This window comes from Frateuria sp. Soil773 (assembly GCF_001428405.1).
GTDB lineage: Bacteria > Pseudomonadota > Gammaproteobacteria > Xanthomonadales > Rhodanobacteraceae > LMSL01.
Genome location: NZ_LMSL01000012.1, coordinates 1 through 20,838 on the forward strand (window position 1 = coordinate 1; position 20,838 = coordinate 20,838).

Sequence of the window (20,838 nt, forward strand, 5' to 3'; positions counted from 1 at the left end):
AGGTGGGTTGCCTGTCCGTTCCTCCCCTCCTGACGTGGCATCATCCGTCCGCAGTCGCCGGCCCTCCCTCGCCCACGTTCCCGATCTGCAGGTATCCCCCTGAAACGTCATCCCAGCGAACCCCGAAAAGGGGGCAAGAGCTGGGATCCAGCGTCGTTGATCTTTGGTGCACCAAGTCACTGGATGACTCGCTGCGCTCCCCCTTCGGGGCGAGCCTTCGGCTGTTCAACGCTCGCAAGGCTCGCTTTTGTCCTGCTTGACCAGCCCTTCGGCTGTTGAAAAGCGCCTCGCAGGAATGATGAACAGGCAGCTGGAACCACCGATAGATCGTGAACAGTCTCCTAGACGTCGCCGGGCGGATGAACAGCGCCGTGCCCAATGGCCTCACGTGCCTATGGTTCGAGAATGCGAAGCAATGCCTTGAACTGCCCGCTTCGCAAACTGTCGAGCAGCGCCGACCCAAGGCAGCTTTTCTGGAACGCTTCACCTAGTCGAACAGATCACTTTGGGCGAAATAGCTGTCCCGGTCGACGAAGCCGGCAAGTCCCACGCCTACGAGGCGGTAGCGGACATCGACAGGCCGGTCGACGCGTTCCCGCAATGCGCAGGCGATATCGGCCAGTTGCCGTGCCGACGAGGGACGCAATGCCGGCGTCAGGCTGCGGGTCAGCGTATGGAAGTCGGACGTCTTCAGCTTCAGGACGACGGTGCGCGCGACGCGGCCGTGCTCTCCTTCGCTTTCGCGCTGGTGGGCCGCCCAGGTCTTTTCCGCCAGGCGACGGATGTGCGGTTCGAGTTCGTCCAGCGTGAGGTCGTGCTCGAAGGTGTCTTCGGCCGACACCTGCAGGGTCGGGCGATCCGGCTGCACGACGTGTTCGTCTATGCCGGCCGAAAGCTCGTGCAGGCGCCGGCCCCAGCGTCCGAAGCGCTGTTCCAGTTCCGACAATGGGCGGACGCGCAGGTCGCCGACGGTCCGTATGTCGAGCGCCGCGAGCTTCGCTTCCATCACCCTGCCCACGCCGGGAAGACGGTTGACCGCGAGCGGCGCGAGAAACGCCTCGACCTGCTGCGGCCGTATCACGAAAAGCCCGTTGGGCTTGTTCCAGTCCGAGGCGATCTTGGCCAGGAACTTGTTCGGCGCGACGCCGGCCGATGCGGTGAGCCGGGTTTCCTCGCGGATCGCCTGGCGGATGGCTTCGGCGGTTGCGGTCGCCGAAGGGAGCTTGCTGAGGGTCGTGGTGACGTCGAGGTAGGCTTCGTCCAGGGACAGCGGTTCGATCAGGTCGGTGTGCCTGGCGAATATCTCGCGTACCTGCCGCGACACCGCCTTGTAGCGCGTGAAGTCCGGCGGCACGAAGATGGCCTGAGGACATAGCCGTTCGGCCCGCGACGCGGGCATGGCGGAACGTACGCCGAAGACTCGGGCTTCGTAGCTTGCCGCGCACACCACGGAGCGCGCCCCGCGCCAGGCCACCACCACTGGCCGGCCGCGCAGGGAGGGATCGTCGCGTTGCTCCACCGATGCGTAGAACGCATCCATGTCGACATGCAGGATCTTGCGCGGAATCGGCGGCACGAAAGGGTGTGGTGTCGGGGACTATCGCGATTCTAGTCGCGTCGGGCCTGCCGTTGCCCGGCAAGAGAATGGCTTGCCGCGAAGCTATTCGAGCGCCTGGCGGGAATCGGCCGGTGCCTGGGTGCGTTCAAGCAGGCCGTAGTCGCGGTCGATCGTGGCGACGCGCAGCCGATAGTCGGCGAACAGGCCGCCACACCCGGCCCGCTGCACCCGGCGGTGCGCATCGAGTTCGCGCCATTGGCGGACCGCGGCCTCGTCGCGCCAGAACGAGAGCGACAGCAGCTTGCCGGGGTGGGACAGGCTCTCGAATCGCTCGATCGACACGAAACCGTCGATGGCGTCCAGCTCCGCCCGCAGCGCGGCGGCCAGGTCGAGATAGGCGGGCTGCATGCCGGCGGCCGGTACGACCTCGAAGATCACGGCGATCATGCGACAGGCCATGTTGCCTGTTTGCCGGTGACGCTTCGGACAAAGCGCCGCCCAAGGCATGGATCAGGCAACCTCATACCGGTCCGCGCGGAATTCGTGCCGGTTCTTGGAGCAGTGAGCGGCAGGCCAGGTATCGGCGCGGCGTTTCCGTGAACTGCCGGCGCAGCAATGGATGGTCGTTGCCCCGATGCTTCGGGGCCCCGTGCTTTCCACGCTATTTGCCCGACGGAGCGGCTATGGACAGGACTGGCGATGAGCATGAGGAGGCGACCCGGTGGGATGGGAGTCACTTTAGGTCTCTGCTGGCATGGACATTTCGCTTGCCGGCGAAACAGACGGCAAGGGATGAGTTGAACCGATAGCCGGTGCGGCGATCAGTCGCGAGCGATTGCGACGGCAGGGTCCGCCGATGGCGCAGGGTGCCCTGGCCGCCTTCACCACCGCGAACTACCCGGTGCGCCACGTGCGCCGGATGCGTCATGTCTACAGGGAGAGTAAGGAGTGGTGCCAGATGCCGCTCTAGGCGTTGGCACGGCACGACGACGGCCGCTGGCGAATCTTTCCCGCAGAGAGGGAATCCATCTGGCGGTAACACGGCGCCTGCGGGGGCAGAGCCGCGTACTGGCCGAGCGGGTGCCGGAAGCGAAGTCCGGGTCGAGGTGCTGGATCGCTACATTCTTCGGTGGTGTGCGGTTGAGCACGCTCTGTTTCGGTTCGGCATGATCGGCAGCCGGCGCATCGAGCCGGCGTTGTGCCGGCTGGCCGGTCTCCTGCACTGAGCGCCTGCATGCGGCAGGCCGGTGTGGGGACTTCAGTCCGTGCCGGCCGCCAGGCGCCGGTGCGCCTCGAAGGCCGCCAGCGCGCCGATACCGAGGACGAACGGCACGAGGTAGTAGATCACCCGGTAGCAAAGCAGCGCGGCCAGCACCTCGGCGCGGTCGCCGGAAGGAAAGCCACTCAACAGGATCGCCTCGAAGATGCCCAGCCCACCGGGCGCGTGGCTGACGATGCCGGCCAGCACGGCGGCCAGGTAGATCGGCACGAAATCGACGAAGCCCGGCGCCACCGACGGCGGCAGCAGCACGTACATGGCGCCGATCGCGGCGCTCATCTCGATGCCGCCGACCAGCAACTGCGTCGAGGCCATCGACGCGCCGGGCAGCGCGAGCGTCCACCCGCGCAACCGCAGCGTGCGCGGCTGCCGCGCGAGCCAGGCCAGCAGGAGCACCAGCAGGGCCAGCAGCGCCGCCCCGGCCAGCCGGCCCCAGCCGTGGGCGAAGGAAGGTTCCAGGCACAGCCCGATCACGCCGAGCACGGCGTAGCCGAAGCCGACGCCGAGGCTGGCGAGGCTGGCGATGCGCGCGACGTCGCCCACGCCGAGGCCGACGGTGGCATAGATGCGGTAGCGCGTCGCGTTGGCCGTGACGGCATGGAAACCGAGCGTGTTGGAAATCGCATGGGCGAGAGCGCCGGCGAAGGCGGCAAGCGCAACCGGAACGCGGCCGGGCAGCGCGCTGCGCGTCGCCAGCACGTCGAAAGTCGCCAGCATCGCCAGGCTCGTGGCGGTGGCGGCCAGCGCCATGGCGATCCGCGTGCGCGGCATCTGCGCCAGCGATGCCGTCACGTCGCGCCAGCGCAGGTCGCCCAGGTAGCGATGCAGCAGCCAGGCGGCCAGCGCCAGCGTGCCTGCCGAGAGCAGCCACGACACGGCGCGCCACGGGTGCGTGGAAGTGCCGGGTTCGGAACGCGGGGGATGGGGCTTCATGGCGGCCGAACATACGACGGATTCCGCGTGCCTGGCGAGTGTTCATCGTCATGGCGGTGACCGTGCGCCTCCAGTCACGCTATCGTTCACCGATCCGTCGCGAGGAAGCCCCCCCTTTCCATGTCCGCCGATTCTTCCAGCTCGTACCTGCGCCGCCTCGGCACCTGGGACGCCGCCATGATCGTGATCGGCGGCGTGATCGGCGCGGGCATCTTCCGCACGCCGTCCACCATCGCCGAACGCACGACCTCGGGGACGCAACTGCTCGCGCTGTGGGCGATCGGCGGCCTGCTCACGCTGGCCGGCGTGCTGTGCTACGCCGAGCTGGGCGCAAGGCGCCCGCAGGCCGGCGGCACCTACATCTACCTGCGCGAGGCGTTCGGCAAGCTGCCGGCGTTCCTGTTCGGCTGGACGATGGCGCTGATCAACTACCCCGGCAGCGTGGCGGCGGTAGCCACCACGTTCGCCGACTACTTCTGCTCCGCGATCGGCCTGCCGGCGATCTTCGTCAAGCCGGTGGCGGTGGGCGCGATCGGCTTCATCGTCGGGGTGAACCTGTTCGGCATCCGCGCCGGCGCCTGGATGCAGAACATCTTCACCGTGCTGAAGCTGGCGGCGATCGCGCTGCTGGTGGTGGTCGGCCTGGTGCTGGCGCGCGGCCACCTCGGCCTGGCGCTGACCCCGGACACCGTGCGCACGGTGCCGCCGGGCGCGCTGTTCGGCGCGCTGCTGCCGGTGCTGTTCACCTACGGCGGCTTCCACTACCTCAACGATCTGGCCGGCGAGGTGCGCGAGCCCCAGCGCACGCTGCCGCGCGCGCTGGGGCTGGGCATGCTCGGGGTGATGGTCTGCTACGTGCTGGTCAACTTCGCCTACCTCGCCGGGCTCGGCCATGACGGCCTGTCGAGCAGCCATGCGCCGGCCGCGGACCTGATGCAGCGCCTGTTCGGCGCCAAGGGCTCCACCCTGATCGCACTCGGCATCGCCTGCTCCACCTTCGGCTACTGCAACATCGCGATCGCCGGCGGCGCGCGCGTGCTGCAGACGATGGGGGCCGACGGCATGTTCTTCAGCGCGGTGGGACGCATCGAGTCGCGCAGCCGCGCGCCGCAGGTGGCGCTGGCCACGCTGGGCGTGTGGGCGATCGTGCTGACCCTGTCGGGCAGCTTCGGCCAGTTGCTCGACTACACCACGGTGGGCGAATGGCTGGCGCATGCCTTCGGCATCGCCACGCTGTTCTGGTATCGCCGCTACCTGGCCGACCAGCCCTCGCCGTACCGGGTGCCGTTCTACCCGTGGCTGCCGCTGGTCTTCGTGTGCACGGTGCTGGGCGTGATCGTCGCCACCGCGATCCACAACCCGGGCGATGCCGGCATGAGCCTGCTGATCATCGCGCTCGGCGTGCCGGCCTACTACGGCTGGCGCTGGCTGGAGCGGCAGAACATGGTCTGAGGGGCCTGCCCGGCGGCAAGCCGGGCTTCAGCGGCCGGCGGCATACTGGAGCCCTTTCGCCGAGGGCCCGGCCGCCATGAAACGAATCGCCTTCGCCTGGATGTGCTGCCTGCTGGCGCTGGGTGCCTGCAAGGCCGGCGACGGCGCGTGGCAGGCCGACCTGGCCCATCCGGCGGACGGTACGCGCGTCACGCTCGATCACGTGCAGCGCAGCGGCGCGGCGGAGGCGACGCGGGAGGGCGCCACGCTGCAGGGCTATGCCTTCCAGCCGTCCGCCTTGCCGCAACTGGGCGTCGAACCGGCGAAGGGTGGCTGGGACTGGTCGGGGCAGGGCGAACTGCACGTGCAGGTACGGAACGCGATGCCCTGGGCGGTGACGCTCGGCATCGATATCGACGGCATAGCGCATGGACAGCGCCTGCACGCCACGGTGGGCCTGCCGCCGGGGCCGGCGCAGACGCTGGCGATCCCGCTGCATGCCACCTCGCCGCGCGCCTTCGGCATGCAGGCCGGCCCGCCGATGCCGTTCGCGGCGGAAGGCGGCTCCCGCGTGCTGGCGACCACGGTGGAGGGCGGGCTGGACCCGCGCCGGGTGGGCGCGATCCGTTTCAGCGTGCCGGCGCCGCAGGCGGTGCAGACCCTGCGTTTCGGCCGGCTCGCCGTCGTGCCCGGCACGCCCACGCTGCACGCCGCCTATGCCGGCATCGTCGACCGCTACGGCCAGTACACGCGCGGGCAATGGCCGGAAAAGATCGATGGCGACGAAGCCCTGCGCAGGGCTCAGGCCCGCGCCCAGGCCGGCCTGGCGACGCAGGCGCCGGCCGGCCTGGACGCCTACGGCGGACGTATGGACGGCCAGGCGCTGGAGCGGACGGGCTGGTTCCACACGCAAAAATCGGCCGGCCGCTGGCAACTGGTCACGCCGGACGGCCATCCGTTCTTCTCGCTCGGCGTCAATGCGGCGACTTCGGACGGCGGACGCAGCTACGTCGAGGGCCGCGAATGGATGTTTAAGGACCTGCCGCCGGCCAGCGGCCCGTGGGCCGGGTTCTACGGCGTGGGCGACAGTCGCAATGGCGACGTCGGCGCGAACGCCGGCCTCGGCTACGACCACGGCCGCTGGTTCGATTTCTACGCGGCCAACCTGCGGCGCCTCGACGGCGACGGCTGGCAACCGGCCTGGCGCGCCCGCACGCTGGAGCGCCTGCGGGCCTGGGGCTTCAACACCATCGGCAACTGGAGCGACGAAGCCGTCGCCCGGGCGCACCGCATGGCATTCACCCGCTCGATCAACATCGCCGGCGACTACGGCAACGTCGCCACCGGCTACGACTACTGGGGCCGCATGCCCGACCCGTTCGACCCGCGCTTCGCCCAGGCCGCCGAAGCTGCGGCGGCCAAGGCGGCGCAGGGCGTGCGGGACGACCCCTGGCTGCTCGGCTATTTCGCCGACAATGAGCTGGCCTGGGCCGGCGCCGGCCCGCAGGGACGCTGGGCGCTGGCGCAGGGCACCCTGCGCGGCGAGCCGCGCAGCGCGGCCAAGCAGGCGTTCATCGCGATGCTGAGGAAGCAATACGGGGCGCCGGAAAAACTCGGCTCGGCCTGGGGCATCGCGCTGGGCGACTGGCAGGCGCTGGAGGCCACCGGGTTCGCCGCACCGGCGCCGGACGAGGCGCATCCGGCGATCGCGGCGGACTACGGCGCCTGGCTGCGCCGGTATGCCGACGCCTACTTCCGCACGGTGGCGGAGGCGATCCGCCGGCACGATCCGCACCACCTGTTCCTCGGCGGGCGCTTCGCGGTGAACACGCCCGAAGCCGTCGCCGCCTGCGCGCGGTATTGCGACGTGGTCAGCTTCAACGTCTACGCCGACCTGCCGCAGCACGGCATCGACCTGGCGGCGCTGCATGCGCTGGACAAGCCGGTGCTGGTGAGCGAATTCCATTTCGGCTCCGACGACCGCGGTCCGTTCGGCAAGGGCGTGGTATCGGTATGGAACGAGGCGCAGCGCGGCGAGGCCTACGCGCGCTTCGTCGCGGCGGCGGCCGGCGATCCGGCCATCGTCGGCGCGCACTGGTTCGAGTACGCCGACCAGCCGGTGAGCGGGCGCCTGCTCGATGGCGAGAACAGCCATGTCGGCCTGGTCGGCATCACCGACCTTCCGTTCGGCAGCTTCGTCGAGGCCGTGCGCGCGGCAAATGCGCAGGCCCTGCGGAAGCCGTGACGGCGCATGCCCGCGGTAATGCGGCGAAGCGCAGCCCGAGCAGAAGACGCCCGGATGGACGCTGCCCGCAGGCGCGGTGCGAAACCTGCCGCCGGCGCCGGAAGCCGGCCCCGACGACGTCGCCGGCAAGCGTCAGCGCGGCTTGCGCTCGCGCCGGCGGTGCTCGCCTTCCGCCATCGCCTTGAACCGGTTGATGCTCTGCAGCCACAGCGCATTGCCTTCGGCCTCGCTTTCGCCGGCGTCGGGAATGCGGTTGAACGGGATGCGCATCGGTGCGGCGTCGTGCGCCAGCGCCGCCTGCATCCCGGCGAAGTAGACCTTGTTGAGGCCGAACTTGGCGTTGATCCGGTCGACCACCGCATCCACCGGGCGCTGCGCGATATCCGGCGCGAACAGCGAGCCGCTAGTCTGGCCGTGCTCGGCCAGGCGGTGCAGGGTGACGCTCACCGACAGCGGCACGGCGCGCGCGCGGCCGGGCAGGGCCTGTCCGGGGCGGCGCTCGCGGTCCAGCGCCAGGTTGAGCAGGTGCAGCAGCTCGCGGCTGTCGTCGGTGGGATCGAAGGCCAGGTCGCCTTCCCAGCGCCGCTCGACGCCGATGAAGCGGATGCGCACGGCCATCGCGCCGGCCAGCAGGCCGTCGCGGCGCAACCGCATCGCCGCCTTCACCAGCAGCTTCTTGAGCACGGCGAGCGCGCCGTCGGGCGTGCGCAGTTCCGGCCCCAGCACGTGCGAGTGGCCGAGCGAGCCGCGCTCGGTGGGCGCGGCGGGCAGCCAGGCGCCGCGCAGCAGACCCCACATGCGCTCGCCCTCGATGCCGCCCCAGGCGCGGCGCAGGGTCAGCTTGGACGCGGCGGTGAGTTCGGCCACCGTGTCGATGTCCTCGTCGTGCAGGCGCGCTTCCATCGAGGCGCCGATGCCGCACAGGTCGCGCAGCGCCAGGCCGTGCAGGGCATGCGGCAGGTCGGCCTGCTCGATCACGGTGAGCCCGTCGGGTTTGACCATGTCCGAGGCGGTCTTGGCCAGGAAAGGATTGGGCGCGATGCCGATCGAGCAGCGGATCGCGCCGCCGGGCGCGGCGCGCGCGATCTCCGCCTTGACCTGCCGCGCGATCCGCTCGGCCTCTTCGCGGCGGCGCTGGCGGCCGACCAGCTCGCAGGCCATCTCGTCGATGGAGCCGACGTGGTCGATCGGGATGGCGTGGTCGATCGCTTCCTTCAGCGTGTTGTGCCAGGCCACGTAGCGCTCGGGCCGGGCGGTGACGATGGCGATGCCGGGGCACAGCCGGCGCGCCTCGCGCACCTGCGTGCCGGTGCCCACGCCGAAGGCCTTGGCCTCGTAGCTGGCGGCGATCAGGCTGGTGGTCTCCGCCTCCACCGGCGCCACGCCCACCGGCCGCCCGCGCAGTTCCGGCGCCTCGTGCTGCTCGACCGAGGCGAAGTAGCTGTTGAAGTCGATGAACAGGCTGCGCAGGCTCATGCGTGGTTCCGGAAGCGGGCCGGAGGTATAGCGTGCACCCGTCTCGCGCCTGGAGACAGGCGCGGGCCGTTCAGGTCGCCAGGCTGGTCGCCACGCCGAACGCTATCGCCATCACCGCGGCCACCGCCATGCAGGCGCTGGTCGGGCGGATCCGCCGCGCGTCGACGCGCGGGATCAGCCGCCACAGCAGGAACGCGCCGACCAGCATGTCCAGCACCAGCGCGAAGCGCAGCGTGCCGGAGGCCAGCAGTGGCGCGTACGGCGGCTTCACGTGGCCCTCGTGCATCGCCACGCCGGCCACCAGCAGCAGGCCGGCCATGGTCCACAGCAGGCAGGCGAGGTAGACGCGGTTGAACACCACGTTGCTGCGCTCGGTCCAGCGCAGCATGGCGTAGGCGATCAGGGCGAAGAACAGCGCGAAGATCGAGCTGTACAGCACCCACCAGAGCAGGCTGCTGAGCAGGGTGAGGAAGGTGGTCATGCGAGTGCTTTGAATCCCAGTTTGCGCAGCAGCTTTTCCATCAGCCATGCCGGGCCGATCAGCAGGTAGGAGAGGTCGGTGAGGAAGCTGGGCTTGCGCCCTTCGTACTTGTGCCCGACGAACTGCCCGATCCAGGCGAGCACGAACACCGCCAGCGCCAGCCAGCGCAGGTTCGCCGCGCCCAGCCGCTCGAACAGGAAGGCGGTGAACAGCGCCAGCACGGCAAAGGCGAGCAGCAGCGCGATGCCGAGCCGGCGCGAGTGCTTCCAGTACCACACGAAGGCGAGGAACATCGCCAGCACCGCCCAGGCGCCAGGCCGCGCGTAGGCCGCGGGCACCGGCACGGTCCACAGCAGCGCGATCACGGTCCACACGATCGGCGGCACGCAGATCCAGTGCAGGCGCTGGTTGGTCGGGTTCTGATGGTCGGCGCTGTAGCTGTCGAGCCAGCTTTGCATGGTACGCATCGATGAACTCCCCGGTCGTGGCGTGCCGTCAATGGGCACTCGATTTGGATAGCAGGTTGAGCACCAGCACGCCGGCGACGATCAGTGCGATGCCGAGCATGCCTGCCAGGTCGATCTTCTGGCGGAACAGCGCCACGCCGACCAGCGCGATCAGCACGGTGCCGGCGCCGGACCACACCGCATAGGCTACGCCGACCGGGATCTGCCGCAACGCGAGGCTGAGGAAATAGAACGCGGTGCCGTAGCCGGCCAGCACCACCAGGCTGGGCCAGGGCCGGCTGAAGCCCGCGGACGCCTTCAGCGCGCTGGTGCCGATCACCTCGGCGACGATCGCGACGGCGAGCGTGAGCCGGGCGTCCATCAGTCCAGCCGGATGCCGGCCAGCTTCTGCAGCGCCTCGGCGTATTTCGCGGCGGTGCCGGCGATCACCTCGGCCGGCACGTGCGGGCCGGGCGCGGTCTTGTTCCAGTCCAGCGTCTCCAGGTAGTCGCGCACGAACTGCTTGTCGTAGCTGGGCGGGCTGATGCCGACGCGGTAGCCGTCGGCCGGCCAGTAGCGCGAGGAGTCCGGCGTGAGCATCTCGTCCATCACGTACAGCCTGCCGTCCTCGTCGGTGCCGAACTCGAGCTTGGTGTCGGCCAGGATGATGCCGCGTTCGGCCGCATAGGCCGCCGCCCAGCGGTAGATCGCCAGGGTGGCGTCGCGCACCTGGTTGGCCAGCTCGCTGCCGACGGCGGCCACCACCGCGTCGAAGCTGACGTTCTCGTCGTGGTCGCCCACCGCGGCCTTGGTCGAGGGCGTGAAGATCGGCTCGGGCAGCTGCTGGGCCTGCTGCAGGCCGGCCGGCAGGGCGATCCCGCATACCGCGCCGCTGCGCCGGTAGTCCTTCCAGCCGGAGCCGATCAGGTAGCCGCGCGCGATCGCCTCCACCGGCACCGGCTTCAGCCGCTTCGTCACCACCGCGCGCCTGGCGTACAGCGCCAGCTCGGTGCCGGCCGGCAGCACCTCGTCCAGCGGCGTGTGCAGAAGGTGGTTGGGCACCAGGTGCGCGGTCTTGTCGAACCAGAAGTTGGAGATCTGCGTGAGCATCTCGCCCTTGCCGGGGATCGGATCGGGCAGCACCACGTCGAAGGCGGACAGGCGGTCGGTCGCCACGATCAGCAGGCGGTTGCCGGGCAGCGCGTAGACGTCGCGCACCTTGCCGCGATGGATCAGTTCGAGGCCGGGAAGGTTCGATTGCAGCAGGGTGGTCGGCACGACGGCGGTTCCGCGGATGGGGAGCGGCCTATTGTAGCGGCTGCCGGCGCGCGGCCGGGCGCGCTGCTAGAATCCCCGACCTTTAGCCCCATGTGTTGCCGATGCGAACCGTACTGATCGCGGCACTTCTGGCCGCCAGCCTGCCAGCTCTCGCCGCCGCACCGGCCGACGTACCGGCCAGGCCGGCGCGGCTGGGCCTGTGCGCGGCCTGCCATGGGGAGACCGGCCAGGCGCAGGTCCCGGGCGCGCCGAACCTGGCGGGCCAGAAGCTGGACTACCTACGCGAGGCGCTGAAGCAGTACCGCGACGGCCGCCGCAACGCGCCGCTGATGCGTGCGGCGATCGGACCGGTCTCCGACGCCGACCTGGACGCGCTGGCCCGCTGGTACAGCGCGCAGGCGCCGCAGGCCGCGCCATGAATTTCTCCTGGACCCTGATGCTGGCCTTCTTCGGCCTGATCCTCGGCCATGGCCTGCCCGGCGCGATCGTCGGCGGCATCGTCGGCTTCGTCATCGACAGCCTGCGCCAGAGCCAGCGCTACCGCGCCACGCCCGAGGTGGGCGGATTCATCGGCCCGCTGTTCGCCCTGCTCGGCGCGGTGGCGAAGTCCGACGGCCGCGTGTCCGAGGCGGAAATCGCGATCGCCGAGCGGCTGATGACGCGGATGGGCCTGGACGCCGAGCAGCGCAAGCAGGCGGTGGCCAGCTTCAACAGCGGCAAGCAGCCCGAGTTCGACGTGACGCCGGCGATCGAAGGCCTGCGCCGATGGGTCGGCCTGCGCCGCGACCATGCCTTCCCGGTGCTCGACGTGGTGATCGAGACCGTACTGGCCGAGGGCAACCCGCCGCCGGAAAAGATGGCCCTGCTGCGCCAGCTCGCCTTCGCGCTGCGCATCAGCGACATGGAGCTGATGGCGCTGATGGCGATGAAGGGCTACGCCTGGAACGCCACAGGCGGCGGCAGCCGCGGGCGCGGCCATGGCTCCGGTGGCGGCTATGTGCCGCCGCAGCGCAATACGCAGGGTCCGGACCCTTACGCCGTGCTCGGCATCCAGCGCAGCGTGGACGACCGCGCGGTGAAGCGCGCCTATCGCAAGCTGATTTCCGAACACCACCCCGACCGCCTGGGCGACCTGCCGGAAGACATGCGCAAGCGCGCCGAGGCGCGCGCCAGCGAGATCAATGCGGCCTACGAGCGGATCAAGTCCGAGCGCGGCTTCAAGTAGGCCGCATCCAGGACGTGGATGATCGGGAATAGGGAATCGGCGGGTGTTACGCTTCCCGAATCCCGAATCCCGAATCCCGAATCCCGACCCCATGAGCAAGCAGCCGCCCGTCATCGCCCCCTCCATCCTCTCCGCCGACTTCGCGCGGCTGGGCGAAGACACCGCCAGGGTGCTCGCGGCCGGCGGCGACTGGGTGCACTTCGACGTGATGGACAACCACTACGTGCCCAACCTCACCATGGGCCCGATGGTGCTCGAGGCGCTGCGCGACTACGGCATCAGCGCGCCGATCGACGTGCACCTGATGGTCAGGCCGGTCGACCGCATCGCGCCGGACTTCGCCAAGGCCGGCGCCAGCCTGATCAGCTTCCACCCGGAGGCGAGCGAGCACGTCGACCGTACCATCGGCCTGATCAAGGACGCGGGCTGCCAGGCCGGGCTGGTGTTCAATCCCGCCACGCCGCTGAACTGGCTCGACCACGTGCTCGACAAGCTCGACCTGGTGCTGATCATGTCGGTCAACCCCGGCTTCGGCGGGCAGAAGTTCATTCCCGAGGCGCTCAACAAGCTGCGCGAGGTGCGCCGGCGCATCGACGAGAGCGGACGCGCGATCCGGCTTGAAGTGGACGGTGGCGTCGGCATCGCCAACATCGGCGAGATCGCCGCCGCCGGCGCCGACACCTTCGTGGCCGGCTCGGCGATCTTCGGCGCCCCGGATTACCGCGAGGCGATCCAGCGCATGCGGCAGAACCTGGCCTGAGCCGTTGCGGCCCGCGAGGCGGCGCCTCGACGGCCATGCCGCCCGTCCCGTTCCGCCGCTGCTCCGGTCGATGGTACAAGAAGATCCCGGCGCAGCAGGCTGCGCCGGGATAAGCGTCGTCGGATGACGCGTGAGGAGACCACCATGGCAGGCGTTTCCACCGCTGCCAGGAACGTCGGCAGCGGCGGTGTTCCACGGCAATGGACGCCCGCCACCAAGGTGGACCGGCCCGCTGCCGGTTGGTTCCGCGATCGGAGCAGAATTTTTCGATCGGCGCGTCATAAAGGGGTACGCTTCGTCCATCCGGGAGGGCGGGGTTCTGTGAAGGAGATACAGGCGATGAAGAGACGGATGATGGCGGTTGCCTTCGTGCTGGGATCCGCCGCGCTTGCAGGCGCGCAGGCAAGTACGGCCACGGGCCAGCCGGACCAGGCCGCCGGGAGCGGCGTCAGCCTGGAAGAGCTCGGCAAGCTCGAATGCTTCCCCGGGCTGGAGCGTTTCCTCCCCGGCGTGTACTACTACTGCGTCGGTGCCCGCGACCTGGCCAACCATCGGGATGCGAGCGGCGTGGAAATGCTCAAGCTGGCCGCCACCTGGGGCAGCAAGCCGGCGCAGTTCACGCTGGGCGTGGGCTACTTCAAGGGCGACATCGTCGCGCAGGACCGGCCGCGGGGCCTGGCCTGGCTCGGTTTGGCGCGGGAGCGCCATGATCCCAGTTACCAGGCGGTGCTGCGTTCGGCCTGGGAGCAGGCCTCGCCGGCCGAGCAGGCGAAGGCCAACGCCCTATGGAAGGAAATGCTGCCCACCTACGGCGACGCACGCGCCGCGAGACGCGCCGAACGACGCTTCCGGAACGAACGCGCGCAACTGCTCGACGGCGCGACGTCCGGCCGCCGTACCTGCATTGCCGGCCTGACGTCGCGCACCATCGCGCCACTCCCCAGCCCGAAGATCAGTCAGCCGCTATCGTCGCTCCAGCTCTCGAGCGGCTGCCCCGGCGGCATGGAGGCAACCACCGTGATCCATCGCCTGGACAGCTATGCAGGCAGGCTGTTCGACGGCCTGGAAGGCCAGGTCACCGTCGGTCCGCTGTTGCCGGTCGCCAGCCCGGCAAGGCAGGATGGCGGCAAGCGATAACCGGCAAAAAAATCCCCTCGCCAGGGAGGGGGAAGGAACGATCGGCCAACGGAGGGCCTCGCGGGAATCCATGACCGGTAGCGGCACCCGTCGCGCTTCCCTGCGCGACGGTGCTTCCACGGCAAACGGGATGGCCGAACCGGCGATATGGCCTGCTTCAATGGAAGCAGGCGACCAGTCCCAGCAGCAGGGCGCCCAGCGCCAGTACCACGCGCAAGGGCTCGAAGTGGTGCAGTTCGGCATTGGGATCGGGCTTGGCGGTGTCGATCATGGCTGCCTCCGAGGAATGGCTCCATGGAACCGCCCGGCCGGGCGCGCGCAGCGACGCCGGACGGGCGAAGCGCGGGCCTGATCGGGCAAAACGCGGGCACCTGCGGCGCGCGGCTTGCGCGCCGCGGACGCGCATAGCACCCTGCGCACCATCCAACAGGGAGCCAGCCATGGGCCGCAGCATTGCCATCGTCGAGGACGAACCGCTGATCCGCGCCAACTACGTCGAGGCGCTGAACCGCTTCGGCTACGACACGCGCGGCTACGGTTCGCGGCAGGAGGCGTCCACCGCGTTCGCCATGAAGCTGCCGGAACTGGTGATCATCGACATCGGCCTCGGCGACGAGCCGGAGGGCGGCTTCGACCTGTGCCGCGAGCTGCGCGCGAAGTCGGCCACCCTGCCGATCATCTTCCTCACCGCGCGCGACTCGGACTTCGACGTGATCTCCGGCCTGCGCCTGGGCGCCGACGACTACCTCAGCAAGGACACCAGCCTGCACCAGTTGGCCGCGCGGATCGCCGCGCTGTTCCGCCGCATCGAGTCGCTGAAGGCGCCGGCGTCGAGCGAGACGGTGATCGAGCACGGCCCGCTCAAGCTCGAATCCGAGCGCATGCGCATCACCTGGAACGATGCCGAGATCCCGCTCACCGTCACCGAGTTCTGGATGGTGCACACCCTGGTGCGCTTCCCCGGCCACGTGAAGAACCGCGACCAGTTGATGCGCGAGGCGGAGCTGGTGGTGGACGACGCCACCATCACCTCGCACATCAAGCGCATCCGCAAGAAATTCATCGCGGTGGCGCCGGAGTTCGACGCGATCGAGACGGTGCACGGCGTGGGCTACCGGTGGAAGCCGTGAGGCATTGTCTGTGGCTGGCATGCGCATGGCTCGCGTTCTGCGTTTCGGCGCAGGCCGCGGACGGGCCGGCGGCGGCCGGGCCGCTGGCCCGCGGCGCGGGCGACGGTGCCGTACCGGCCTGGACGATCGACGCCGCCACGCCGGCCGGCTGGACGCGCGACTGCTGCCTCTACGCGCGCGCGATCGGCGTCGATGCGGTGCTCTACCGGGGCGAATGGACCGGCGAACCGCAGCGGGTGATGGTGCTCAACGTGTGGCCGCGCAAGCTGCCGACCCTGGCCGCCGAACTCGAAGCCGACCGCAAGCGTTTCCTGCAGCGCGACCCGGCGGCGAAGGCGGGCGATTTCCCGCTGCGCCATCGCGCCATGCAGTGCGAGGTGGCCGTCTACCAGGGCACCGACCGCATCGATGACGTGGTCGCGTTCTGCGACCCGGGCCAGGCCACGGGCGTGCGCCTGAGCTGGTCGATGGCGCTGGCGCACGACGATCCGCAGCGGCGCGCGCTGCTCGACGACTTCATGCGGGTGGTGGTGGCTTCGCGCTATGCACGCGGGCCAGCTCCGCCCGTGCATGGCGGCTGAGCGTCCAGCCGTGGGCCTGCATCGGTGACATTGCGCCACAAGTTGCTGCTGGTTGCGCTGTGCACGCTGGCCCTGCCGGTGGCCGGCTGGCTGTACGTGCGACAGATGGAACTGCTGCTGCGCGAGGGCCAGGAGCAGGCGCTGGTGGCCTCGGCCGGCGCGGTGGCGCGCAGCCTGGTGGTGACCGGCGCGGCGCTGCCGGTGGGCGCGCAGGGCTGGTACGTGCAGCAGGCGCTGAATCCGATCACCGTCGACGGCTACGGCGACGACTGGGCGCCGCTGACGCCGTGGAGCCAGCCGTTGGGCGCGAACGGCAAGCTGCTGCTGGCCGAGGACGCCGACTGGCGCTACCTCTACGCGCAGGTGCGCAGCGCCCGCCGCAGCCGCGCCGATGCGGCGGACGCCGACGCCCTGCGCGCCGACCACCTGATCCTGCGCCTGGAGCGGGACGGCCGCCACCAGCGTTACCTGCTGGCCAGCGCGGCGCCGGGGCCGTTCATGGCGCGCCTGATCGACCCGCCGGTCGACGGCCTGCCGGCGCAGCTCCCCGCGCAATGGCAGGAAGACGGCAGCGGCTACCGGGTCGAGCTGCGCCTGCCGCGCGACCTGCCGCTGGACCGGCTCGGCCTGGGCATCTACGACGCGGCGGCCGGCGGCGATCCGCTGGCCGCCGACAGCCGGCCGCTGTGGCACTACTCGGGCCGCCTGGCCACGGAGCTGGTGCAACTGGCGCCGGACGGCGTGCAGGCGCGGCTGCTGGCGCCGCAGGGCTGGCTGCTGGCGCAGAGCGGCCGGCTGGGCGCGGCGGTCGCCGGCGGCGCCCAGCCCGGCTGGTTCGCCTCGCTGGTCTACCGCTCGCTGCTGGCGAACCGGCTGGAGCCGGCCGAGCTGTGGACCCAGGATGCGCCGCGGCTGGACCTGCCGGAGATCCGCCGGGCCGCCGCCGGCGAGCCGGCGACGGTATGGCGCGACGGCGAGGCGCGCGGCAGCGTGGTGCTGGCCGCGGCCGTGCCGGTCGGTCCGCCGGGCGAAGTGCGCGGCGTATTGCTGCTGGAGCAGGCCAGCCGCGCGGTGCCGCTGCTGGCCAATCGCGCCCTGCTCGGCCTGCTGCTGACGAGTTTCGGCGTGCTGCTGGTCGCCGGCGGCATCCTGCTCGCGTTCGCCACGCGGCTCAGCCTGCGGCTGGGGCGGCTGCGCGACGCGGCCGAGCGCGCGCAGCTCAACGACGGGCGCCTGGACGGGCTGTTCGACAAGGGCCGCTTCCCGATGACCGCGGCCGAGGACGAGCTGGGCGACCTCGCGCGCAGCTTCGAACGCCTGTTCGAGGTGGTCGGCGGCTATACCGACTACCTGCGCACGCTCGCCTCCAAGCTGTCGCACGAGCTGAACACGCCGCTGGCGATCGTGAAGTCCTCGCTCGACAACCTGGAGCACGCGCTGCAGGCCAGCCGCCCGCTGCCGGAAGAAGTGCGCCCCTACCTGGCCCGCGCGCACGACGGCGTCGCGCGGCTCGGCACCCTGGTGCGCGCGATGAGCGAGGCGAGCCGGATGGAGCGCGCGATCGCCGCCGCCGAGCCGGAGGACGTCGACCTGCGCGAAGTGGTGCGCGGCTGCGCCGAGGCGTACCGCCCGCTGGCCGGGTCGCGCCGGATCGAGTGCGAGCTGCCCGCCGCGCCGCTGCGCATGCATTGCGCGCCGGAACTGGTGGCGCAGGCGTTGGACAAGCTGTTCGACAACGCCCTGTCGTTCACCCCGGCCGACGGCTGGCTGCGCCTGAGCCTGCGGCCGGAGGCCCGGGGCGCCACCATCGAGCTGGCCAACCAGGGCCCGCCGCTGCCGGCGGCGATGCAGGGACGGCTGTTCGATTCGCTGGTGAGCCTGCGCGACAAGGCCACCCCCGGCGACGCGCCGCACCTGGGCCTGGGCCTGTACGTGGTGCGGCTGGTGGCCGAGCGCCACGGCGGCGTGGCCGCCGCGCGCAATCTCGACGACGGCAGCGGCGTGGCCTTCAGCCTGCTGCTGCACCACATGCCGCGCCAGCGGCTGGCCTGAGGCCCGTTTCGGGGCTGGATGCCATCGCGGCCAGCCGGAAGCTGCCGCGCATTTCATGCCGGGTTCGTACCGTATCTCGGGGGACTGCGGACGGCGTTTGCGGCGTCCGTGCCGCCATTGGCGCGATGCCGCGCAACGCGGAAACGCCGGACCTCGCCCGGTTTTCCGTCGCTGCCCCTACAATGGCCGCTCCTCCGTTTGGCCATCCGGATTCCCCACGTGATTTCCCGAGACGAGTTCGACGCGCTGGTCGCGCAAGGGCATACGCGCATCCCGCTGGTGCGCGAGGTGTTCTCCGACCTCGACACGCCGCTGTCGGTGTACCTGAAGCTGGCCGACGGCCCGTACACCTTCCTGTTCGAGTCGGTCGAGGGCGGCGCCACCTGGGGACGCTATTCGATCATCGGCCTGCCGGCCCGGCGCGTGTACCGCCTGCGCGGCCACGAGCTGGAAGTGGAGGATTCGGGCGAGGTCGTCGAGCGCCGCCATCTCGACGACCCGCTCGGCGAGATCGAGAAGCTGCGCGCGCAGTACGACGTGCCGCGGCTGCCGCAACTGCCCGCGTTCAGCGGCGGCCTGGTCGGCTATTTCGGCTTCGAGACGATCGGCTACATCGAGCCGCGGCTGGCGCAGTGGGACCGCCCCGACGAACTGGGCACGCCCGACGTGCTGCTGATGCTGGCCGAAGAGGTCGCGGTGTTCGACAACCTCAAGGGCCGCCTGTACCTGATCGTGCATGCCGACCCGGCGCAGCCGCAGGCATACGCCGAGGCGCAGCGCCGGCTCGACGCGCTGGTCTATCGGCTTCGCCAGGGCGGTGCCTCGTACCCGCAGCTCACCCAGTCCACCGCGCTGGACGAGGGCGACTTCAAGTCGTCGTTCACCCGGGAAGAATTCGAGGCGATGGTCGAGCGCGCGAAGGAGTACATCCGCGCCGGCGACATCTTCCAGGTGGTGCCGTCGCAGCGCCTCAGCGTGGGCTTCAATGCGCGGCCGGTGGATGTCTACCGCGCGCTGCGCGCGCTGAACCCGTCGCCGTACATGTACTTCGTCGATCTCGGCGGGACCCAGATCGTCGGTTCCTCGCCGGAGATCCTGGCGCGGCTCAAGGACGGCAAGGTGCTGGTGCGCCCGCTGGCCGGCACGCGCAAGCGCGGCGCCACCGAGGAGGAGGACAAGGCGCTGGAGGCCGAGCTGCTGGCCGACCCGAAGGAGCGCGCCGAGCACGTCATGCTGATCGACCTGGGCCGCAACGACATCGGCCGGATCAGCGAGACCGGCAGCGTGGAGGTGAGCGAATCCTTCGTGGTGGAGCGCTACTCGCACGTGATGCACATCGTGTCGCAGGTGCAGGGCACCGCGAAGCCGGGCCTCGGCTACATGGACGTGCTCAAGGCCACCTTCCCGGCCGGCACGCTCAGCGGCGCGCCGAAGATCCGTGCGCTGGAAATCATCCAGGAGCTGGAGCCGTACAAGCGCAACATCTACGCCGGCGCGATCGGCTGGATCGGCTGGTGGGGCGACGCCGACACCGCCATCGCGATCCGCACCGCGGTGATCCAGGACGGCCGCCTGCACGTGCAGGCCGGCGCCGGCATCGTCTACGACTCCGACCCCGCCGCCGAGTGGGAGGAGACCATGAATAAAGGCCGCGCGCTGTTCCGTGCGGTGGCGCAGGCGGCGAAGGGGTTGTAACCGTGCCCACGAGCCAATGATTGTCTGCGAGTGATGGGTTGAGAGTGCTGCCAGGCATTTTCCCCGGCTACTTCACAGTACCCATTTCCCTGGCTTGACGCTGGAAGAAAGGGGTGCCGAAACTCGGCAACCCTTTTGACGACAGGATGTTGTCCATGGCAAACGAAAACATGCGCCTCAGTGCTGCGGGTTACGCGGCGCTTCGTACGAATGAAGGTGTCGTGATGCATTATTACGACGACACCGGAAACAACTGCACCTGGGTGTCGGAACGCATGCACACTATGGGCCTTGCACTCCGGAGGAGTTACGGCGCGCCGTTCTTCCCGAGCAAGTGAACGCGTTATTGTCTGCGCGCGTAAGGGAGGCCGAGCGTATCGTGCGTGCGACGGTGACCCGGCGGGCACTCACCCAAGCCCAATTCGATGCTGCTGTATCGTTCGCCTATAACTCCACCAACACCCGGCATGCGCTGGATCCGGCGAATACGGGAGACCGCCGCCGTGGCCCGGCGCATGAGAAGCAACGTCATGGTCACTCCGAGGGACAGGCACGGGCATGCCACTGAAGCCGCGAGGCTCAGTCGCGGACTGGTCAATCGTCGCAACCGTGAGTCGGCACCGTTCTCCCAGGGGGAGCCCTGATGTTCGGCAAGAAGATTGTCGTCGCACTTTGGGCTTTCTCGGGAGCCTGCCTGGCCCAGCAGTCATCCCCGGCCGCATCCCCGACGAAGAAGGATTTCGAAGGGCGATGGATGGTGACTGAGGTCGTCGGCTACGCAACCGAGGGCGGCGGAATACCTCATGCCAAGGAGTTGCTGGGCAAGCTCATGGAGATCACGACCCATGGCATCGACTTCGACGGGAACCGATGTACGGCCTACAAGGGGTTCAGGCTGCGGGAAGTGGATAGTGCCGTGGAGTTGCGCGCCAACGCGGGGGCGACCCGCGAAGATGCAGAACTGCCGGGAAAGGTGTTCCTGCTCGACAGCGACAATTGCACGGCGATCTTCTGGCTGCGCGAGAACAAGATCGAGTTCGATGACATGGGCGTGTTCGTGAGGGCGTATCGCACAAGGTGACTATTGCCTTGAGGCATGGCTTGAGCCCCGGCCACGCCGGGGCTTGTCGC

20 protein-coding genes are annotated in these 20,838 nt (G+C 69.8%); 12 read left to right on the forward strand and 8 right to left on the reverse strand.

Going from position 1 to position 20,838, the window contains the following annotated elements; genetic code table 11:
* Positions 1-487: 487 nt before the first annotated feature.
* The 3 genes from dinB to ASG87_RS05940 form a co-directional block, all read right to left on the reverse strand.
* Positions 488-1,576: a DNA polymerase IV gene (gene dinB / locus ASG87_RS05930; protein ID WP_082582774.1), complete on the reverse strand. Its 1,089-nt coding sequence runs from the start codon at positions 1,574-1,576 to the stop codon at positions 488-490.
* An 84-nt stretch (positions 1,577-1,660) separates the two neighbouring features.
* Positions 1,661-2,005, reverse strand: a complete 345-nt coding sequence (locus ASG87_RS05935; protein WP_056002288.1) for an antibiotic biosynthesis monooxygenase — start codon at positions 2,003-2,005, stop codon at positions 1,661-1,663.
* 811 nt (positions 2,006-2,816) lie between these two features.
* Positions 2,817-3,770: a UPF0104 family protein gene (locus ASG87_RS05940; protein WP_056002291.1), complete on the reverse strand. Its 954-nt coding sequence runs from the start codon at positions 3,768-3,770 to the stop codon at positions 2,817-2,819.
* Between the two features lie 120 nt (positions 3,771-3,890).
* On the opposite strand from ASG87_RS05940, the gene ASG87_RS05945 reads away from it, so the two are divergent.
* A complete protein-coding gene (locus tag ASG87_RS05945; protein WP_056002294.1) occupies positions 3,891-5,222 on the forward strand; it encodes an amino acid permease in 1,332 nt (443 codons plus the stop codon).
* Positions 5,223-5,298: 76 nt separating this feature from the next.
* Positions 5,299-7,446, forward strand: a complete 2,148-nt coding sequence (locus ASG87_RS05950) for a hypothetical protein (RefSeq protein ID WP_056002297.1) — start codon at positions 5,299-5,301, stop codon at positions 7,444-7,446.
* A gap of 132 nt (positions 7,447-7,578) precedes the next feature.
* Here ASG87_RS05950 and ASG87_RS05955 read toward each other — a convergent pair whose 3' ends face one another.
* The 5 genes from ASG87_RS05955 to ASG87_RS05975 form a co-directional block, all read right to left on the reverse strand.
* Positions 7,579-8,922 carry a hypothetical protein gene (locus ASG87_RS05955; protein WP_082582775.1) on the reverse strand — a complete coding sequence of 448 codons (1,344 nt, stop codon included), beginning with the start codon at positions 8,920-8,922 and terminating at the stop codon, positions 7,579-7,581.
* Between the two features lie 70 nt (positions 8,923-8,992).
* Entirely contained in the window at positions 8,993-9,403 is a 411-nt protein-coding gene (locus tag ASG87_RS05960; RefSeq protein ID WP_056002299.1) for a hypothetical protein, read from the reverse strand.
* Positions 9,400-9,870, reverse strand: a complete 471-nt coding sequence (locus ASG87_RS05965) for an Mpo1-like protein (RefSeq protein ID WP_056002302.1) — start codon at positions 9,868-9,870, stop codon at positions 9,400-9,402. Before ASG87_RS05965 ends, ASG87_RS05960 begins: the two co-directional genes overlap by 4 nt.
* Positions 9,871-9,898: 28 nt before the next feature.
* Positions 9,899-10,231: a multidrug efflux SMR transporter gene (locus ASG87_RS05970; RefSeq protein WP_056002305.1), complete on the reverse strand. Its 333-nt coding sequence runs from the start codon at positions 10,229-10,231 to the stop codon at positions 9,899-9,901.
* Positions 10,231-11,127: a phosphoribosylaminoimidazolesuccinocarboxamide synthase gene (locus ASG87_RS05975; protein ID WP_056002309.1), complete on the reverse strand. Its 897-nt coding sequence runs from the start codon at positions 11,125-11,127 to the stop codon at positions 10,231-10,233. Before ASG87_RS05975 ends, ASG87_RS05970 begins: the two co-directional genes overlap by 1 nt.
* A gap of 101 nt (positions 11,128-11,228) precedes the next feature.
* Here ASG87_RS05975 and ASG87_RS05980 point away from each other — a divergent pair, with 101 nt between their 5' ends.
* The 10 genes from ASG87_RS05980 (at position 11,229) to ASG87_RS06020 (ending at position 20,788) form a co-directional block, all read left to right on the forward strand.
* The gene (locus ASG87_RS05980) at positions 11,229-11,546 is read left to right on the forward strand and encodes a c-type cytochrome (protein ID WP_056002312.1); all 318 of its coding nucleotides are present in this window, start codon (positions 11,229-11,231) and stop codon (positions 11,544-11,546) included.
* Positions 11,543-12,352 (forward strand): co-chaperone DjlA, encoded by an 810-nt coding sequence (gene djlA, locus ASG87_RS05985; protein ID WP_056002314.1) that lies wholly within the window; start codon positions 11,543-11,545, stop codon positions 12,350-12,352. Before ASG87_RS05980 ends, djlA begins: the two co-directional genes overlap by 4 nt.
* A 91-nt stretch (positions 12,353-12,443) precedes the next feature.
* The gene (gene rpe, locus ASG87_RS05990) at positions 12,444-13,112 is read left to right on the forward strand and encodes a ribulose-phosphate 3-epimerase (RefSeq protein WP_056002317.1); all 669 of its coding nucleotides are present in this window, start codon (positions 12,444-12,446) and stop codon (positions 13,110-13,112) included.
* 144 nt (positions 13,113-13,256) lie between these two features.
* Entirely contained in the window at positions 13,257-14,249 is a 993-nt protein-coding gene (locus ASG87_RS05995; RefSeq protein ID WP_157510905.1) for a hypothetical protein, read from the forward strand.
* 440 nt (positions 14,250-14,689) lie between these two features.
* A complete protein-coding gene (gene pdsR / locus ASG87_RS06000; RefSeq protein WP_056002323.1) occupies positions 14,690-15,379 on the forward strand; it encodes a proteobacterial dedicated sortase system response regulator in 690 nt (229 codons plus the stop codon).
* The gene (locus tag ASG87_RS06005) at positions 15,367-15,960 is read left to right on the forward strand and encodes a hypothetical protein (RefSeq protein WP_056002325.1); all 594 of its coding nucleotides are present in this window, start codon (positions 15,367-15,369) and stop codon (positions 15,958-15,960) included. Before pdsR ends, ASG87_RS06005 begins: the two co-directional genes overlap by 13 nt.
* Before the next feature lie 24 nt (positions 15,961-15,984).
* On the forward strand, positions 15,985-18,012 hold the full coding sequence (locus tag ASG87_RS06010; RefSeq protein WP_056002327.1) for an ATP-binding protein: 2,028 nt from the start codon (positions 15,985-15,987) through the stop codon (positions 18,010-18,012).
* 219 nt (positions 18,013-18,231) lie between these two features.
* Positions 18,232-19,707 carry an anthranilate synthase component I gene (gene trpE / locus ASG87_RS06015; RefSeq protein ID WP_056002330.1) on the forward strand — a complete coding sequence of 492 codons (1,476 nt, stop codon included), beginning with the start codon at positions 18,232-18,234 and terminating at the stop codon, positions 19,705-19,707.
* 155 nt (positions 19,708-19,862) lie between these two features.
* Positions 19,863-20,045 carry a hypothetical protein gene (locus ASG87_RS20570; RefSeq protein WP_200949006.1) on the forward strand — a complete coding sequence of 61 codons (183 nt, stop codon included), beginning with the start codon at positions 19,863-19,865 and terminating at the stop codon, positions 20,043-20,045.
* Between the two features lie 305 nt (positions 20,046-20,350).
* Positions 20,351-20,788 carry a hypothetical protein gene (locus tag ASG87_RS06020; protein WP_056002333.1) on the forward strand — a complete coding sequence of 146 codons (438 nt, stop codon included), beginning with the start codon at positions 20,351-20,353 and terminating at the stop codon, positions 20,786-20,788.
* The last annotated feature ends 50 nt before the right edge of the window (positions 20,789-20,838 follow it).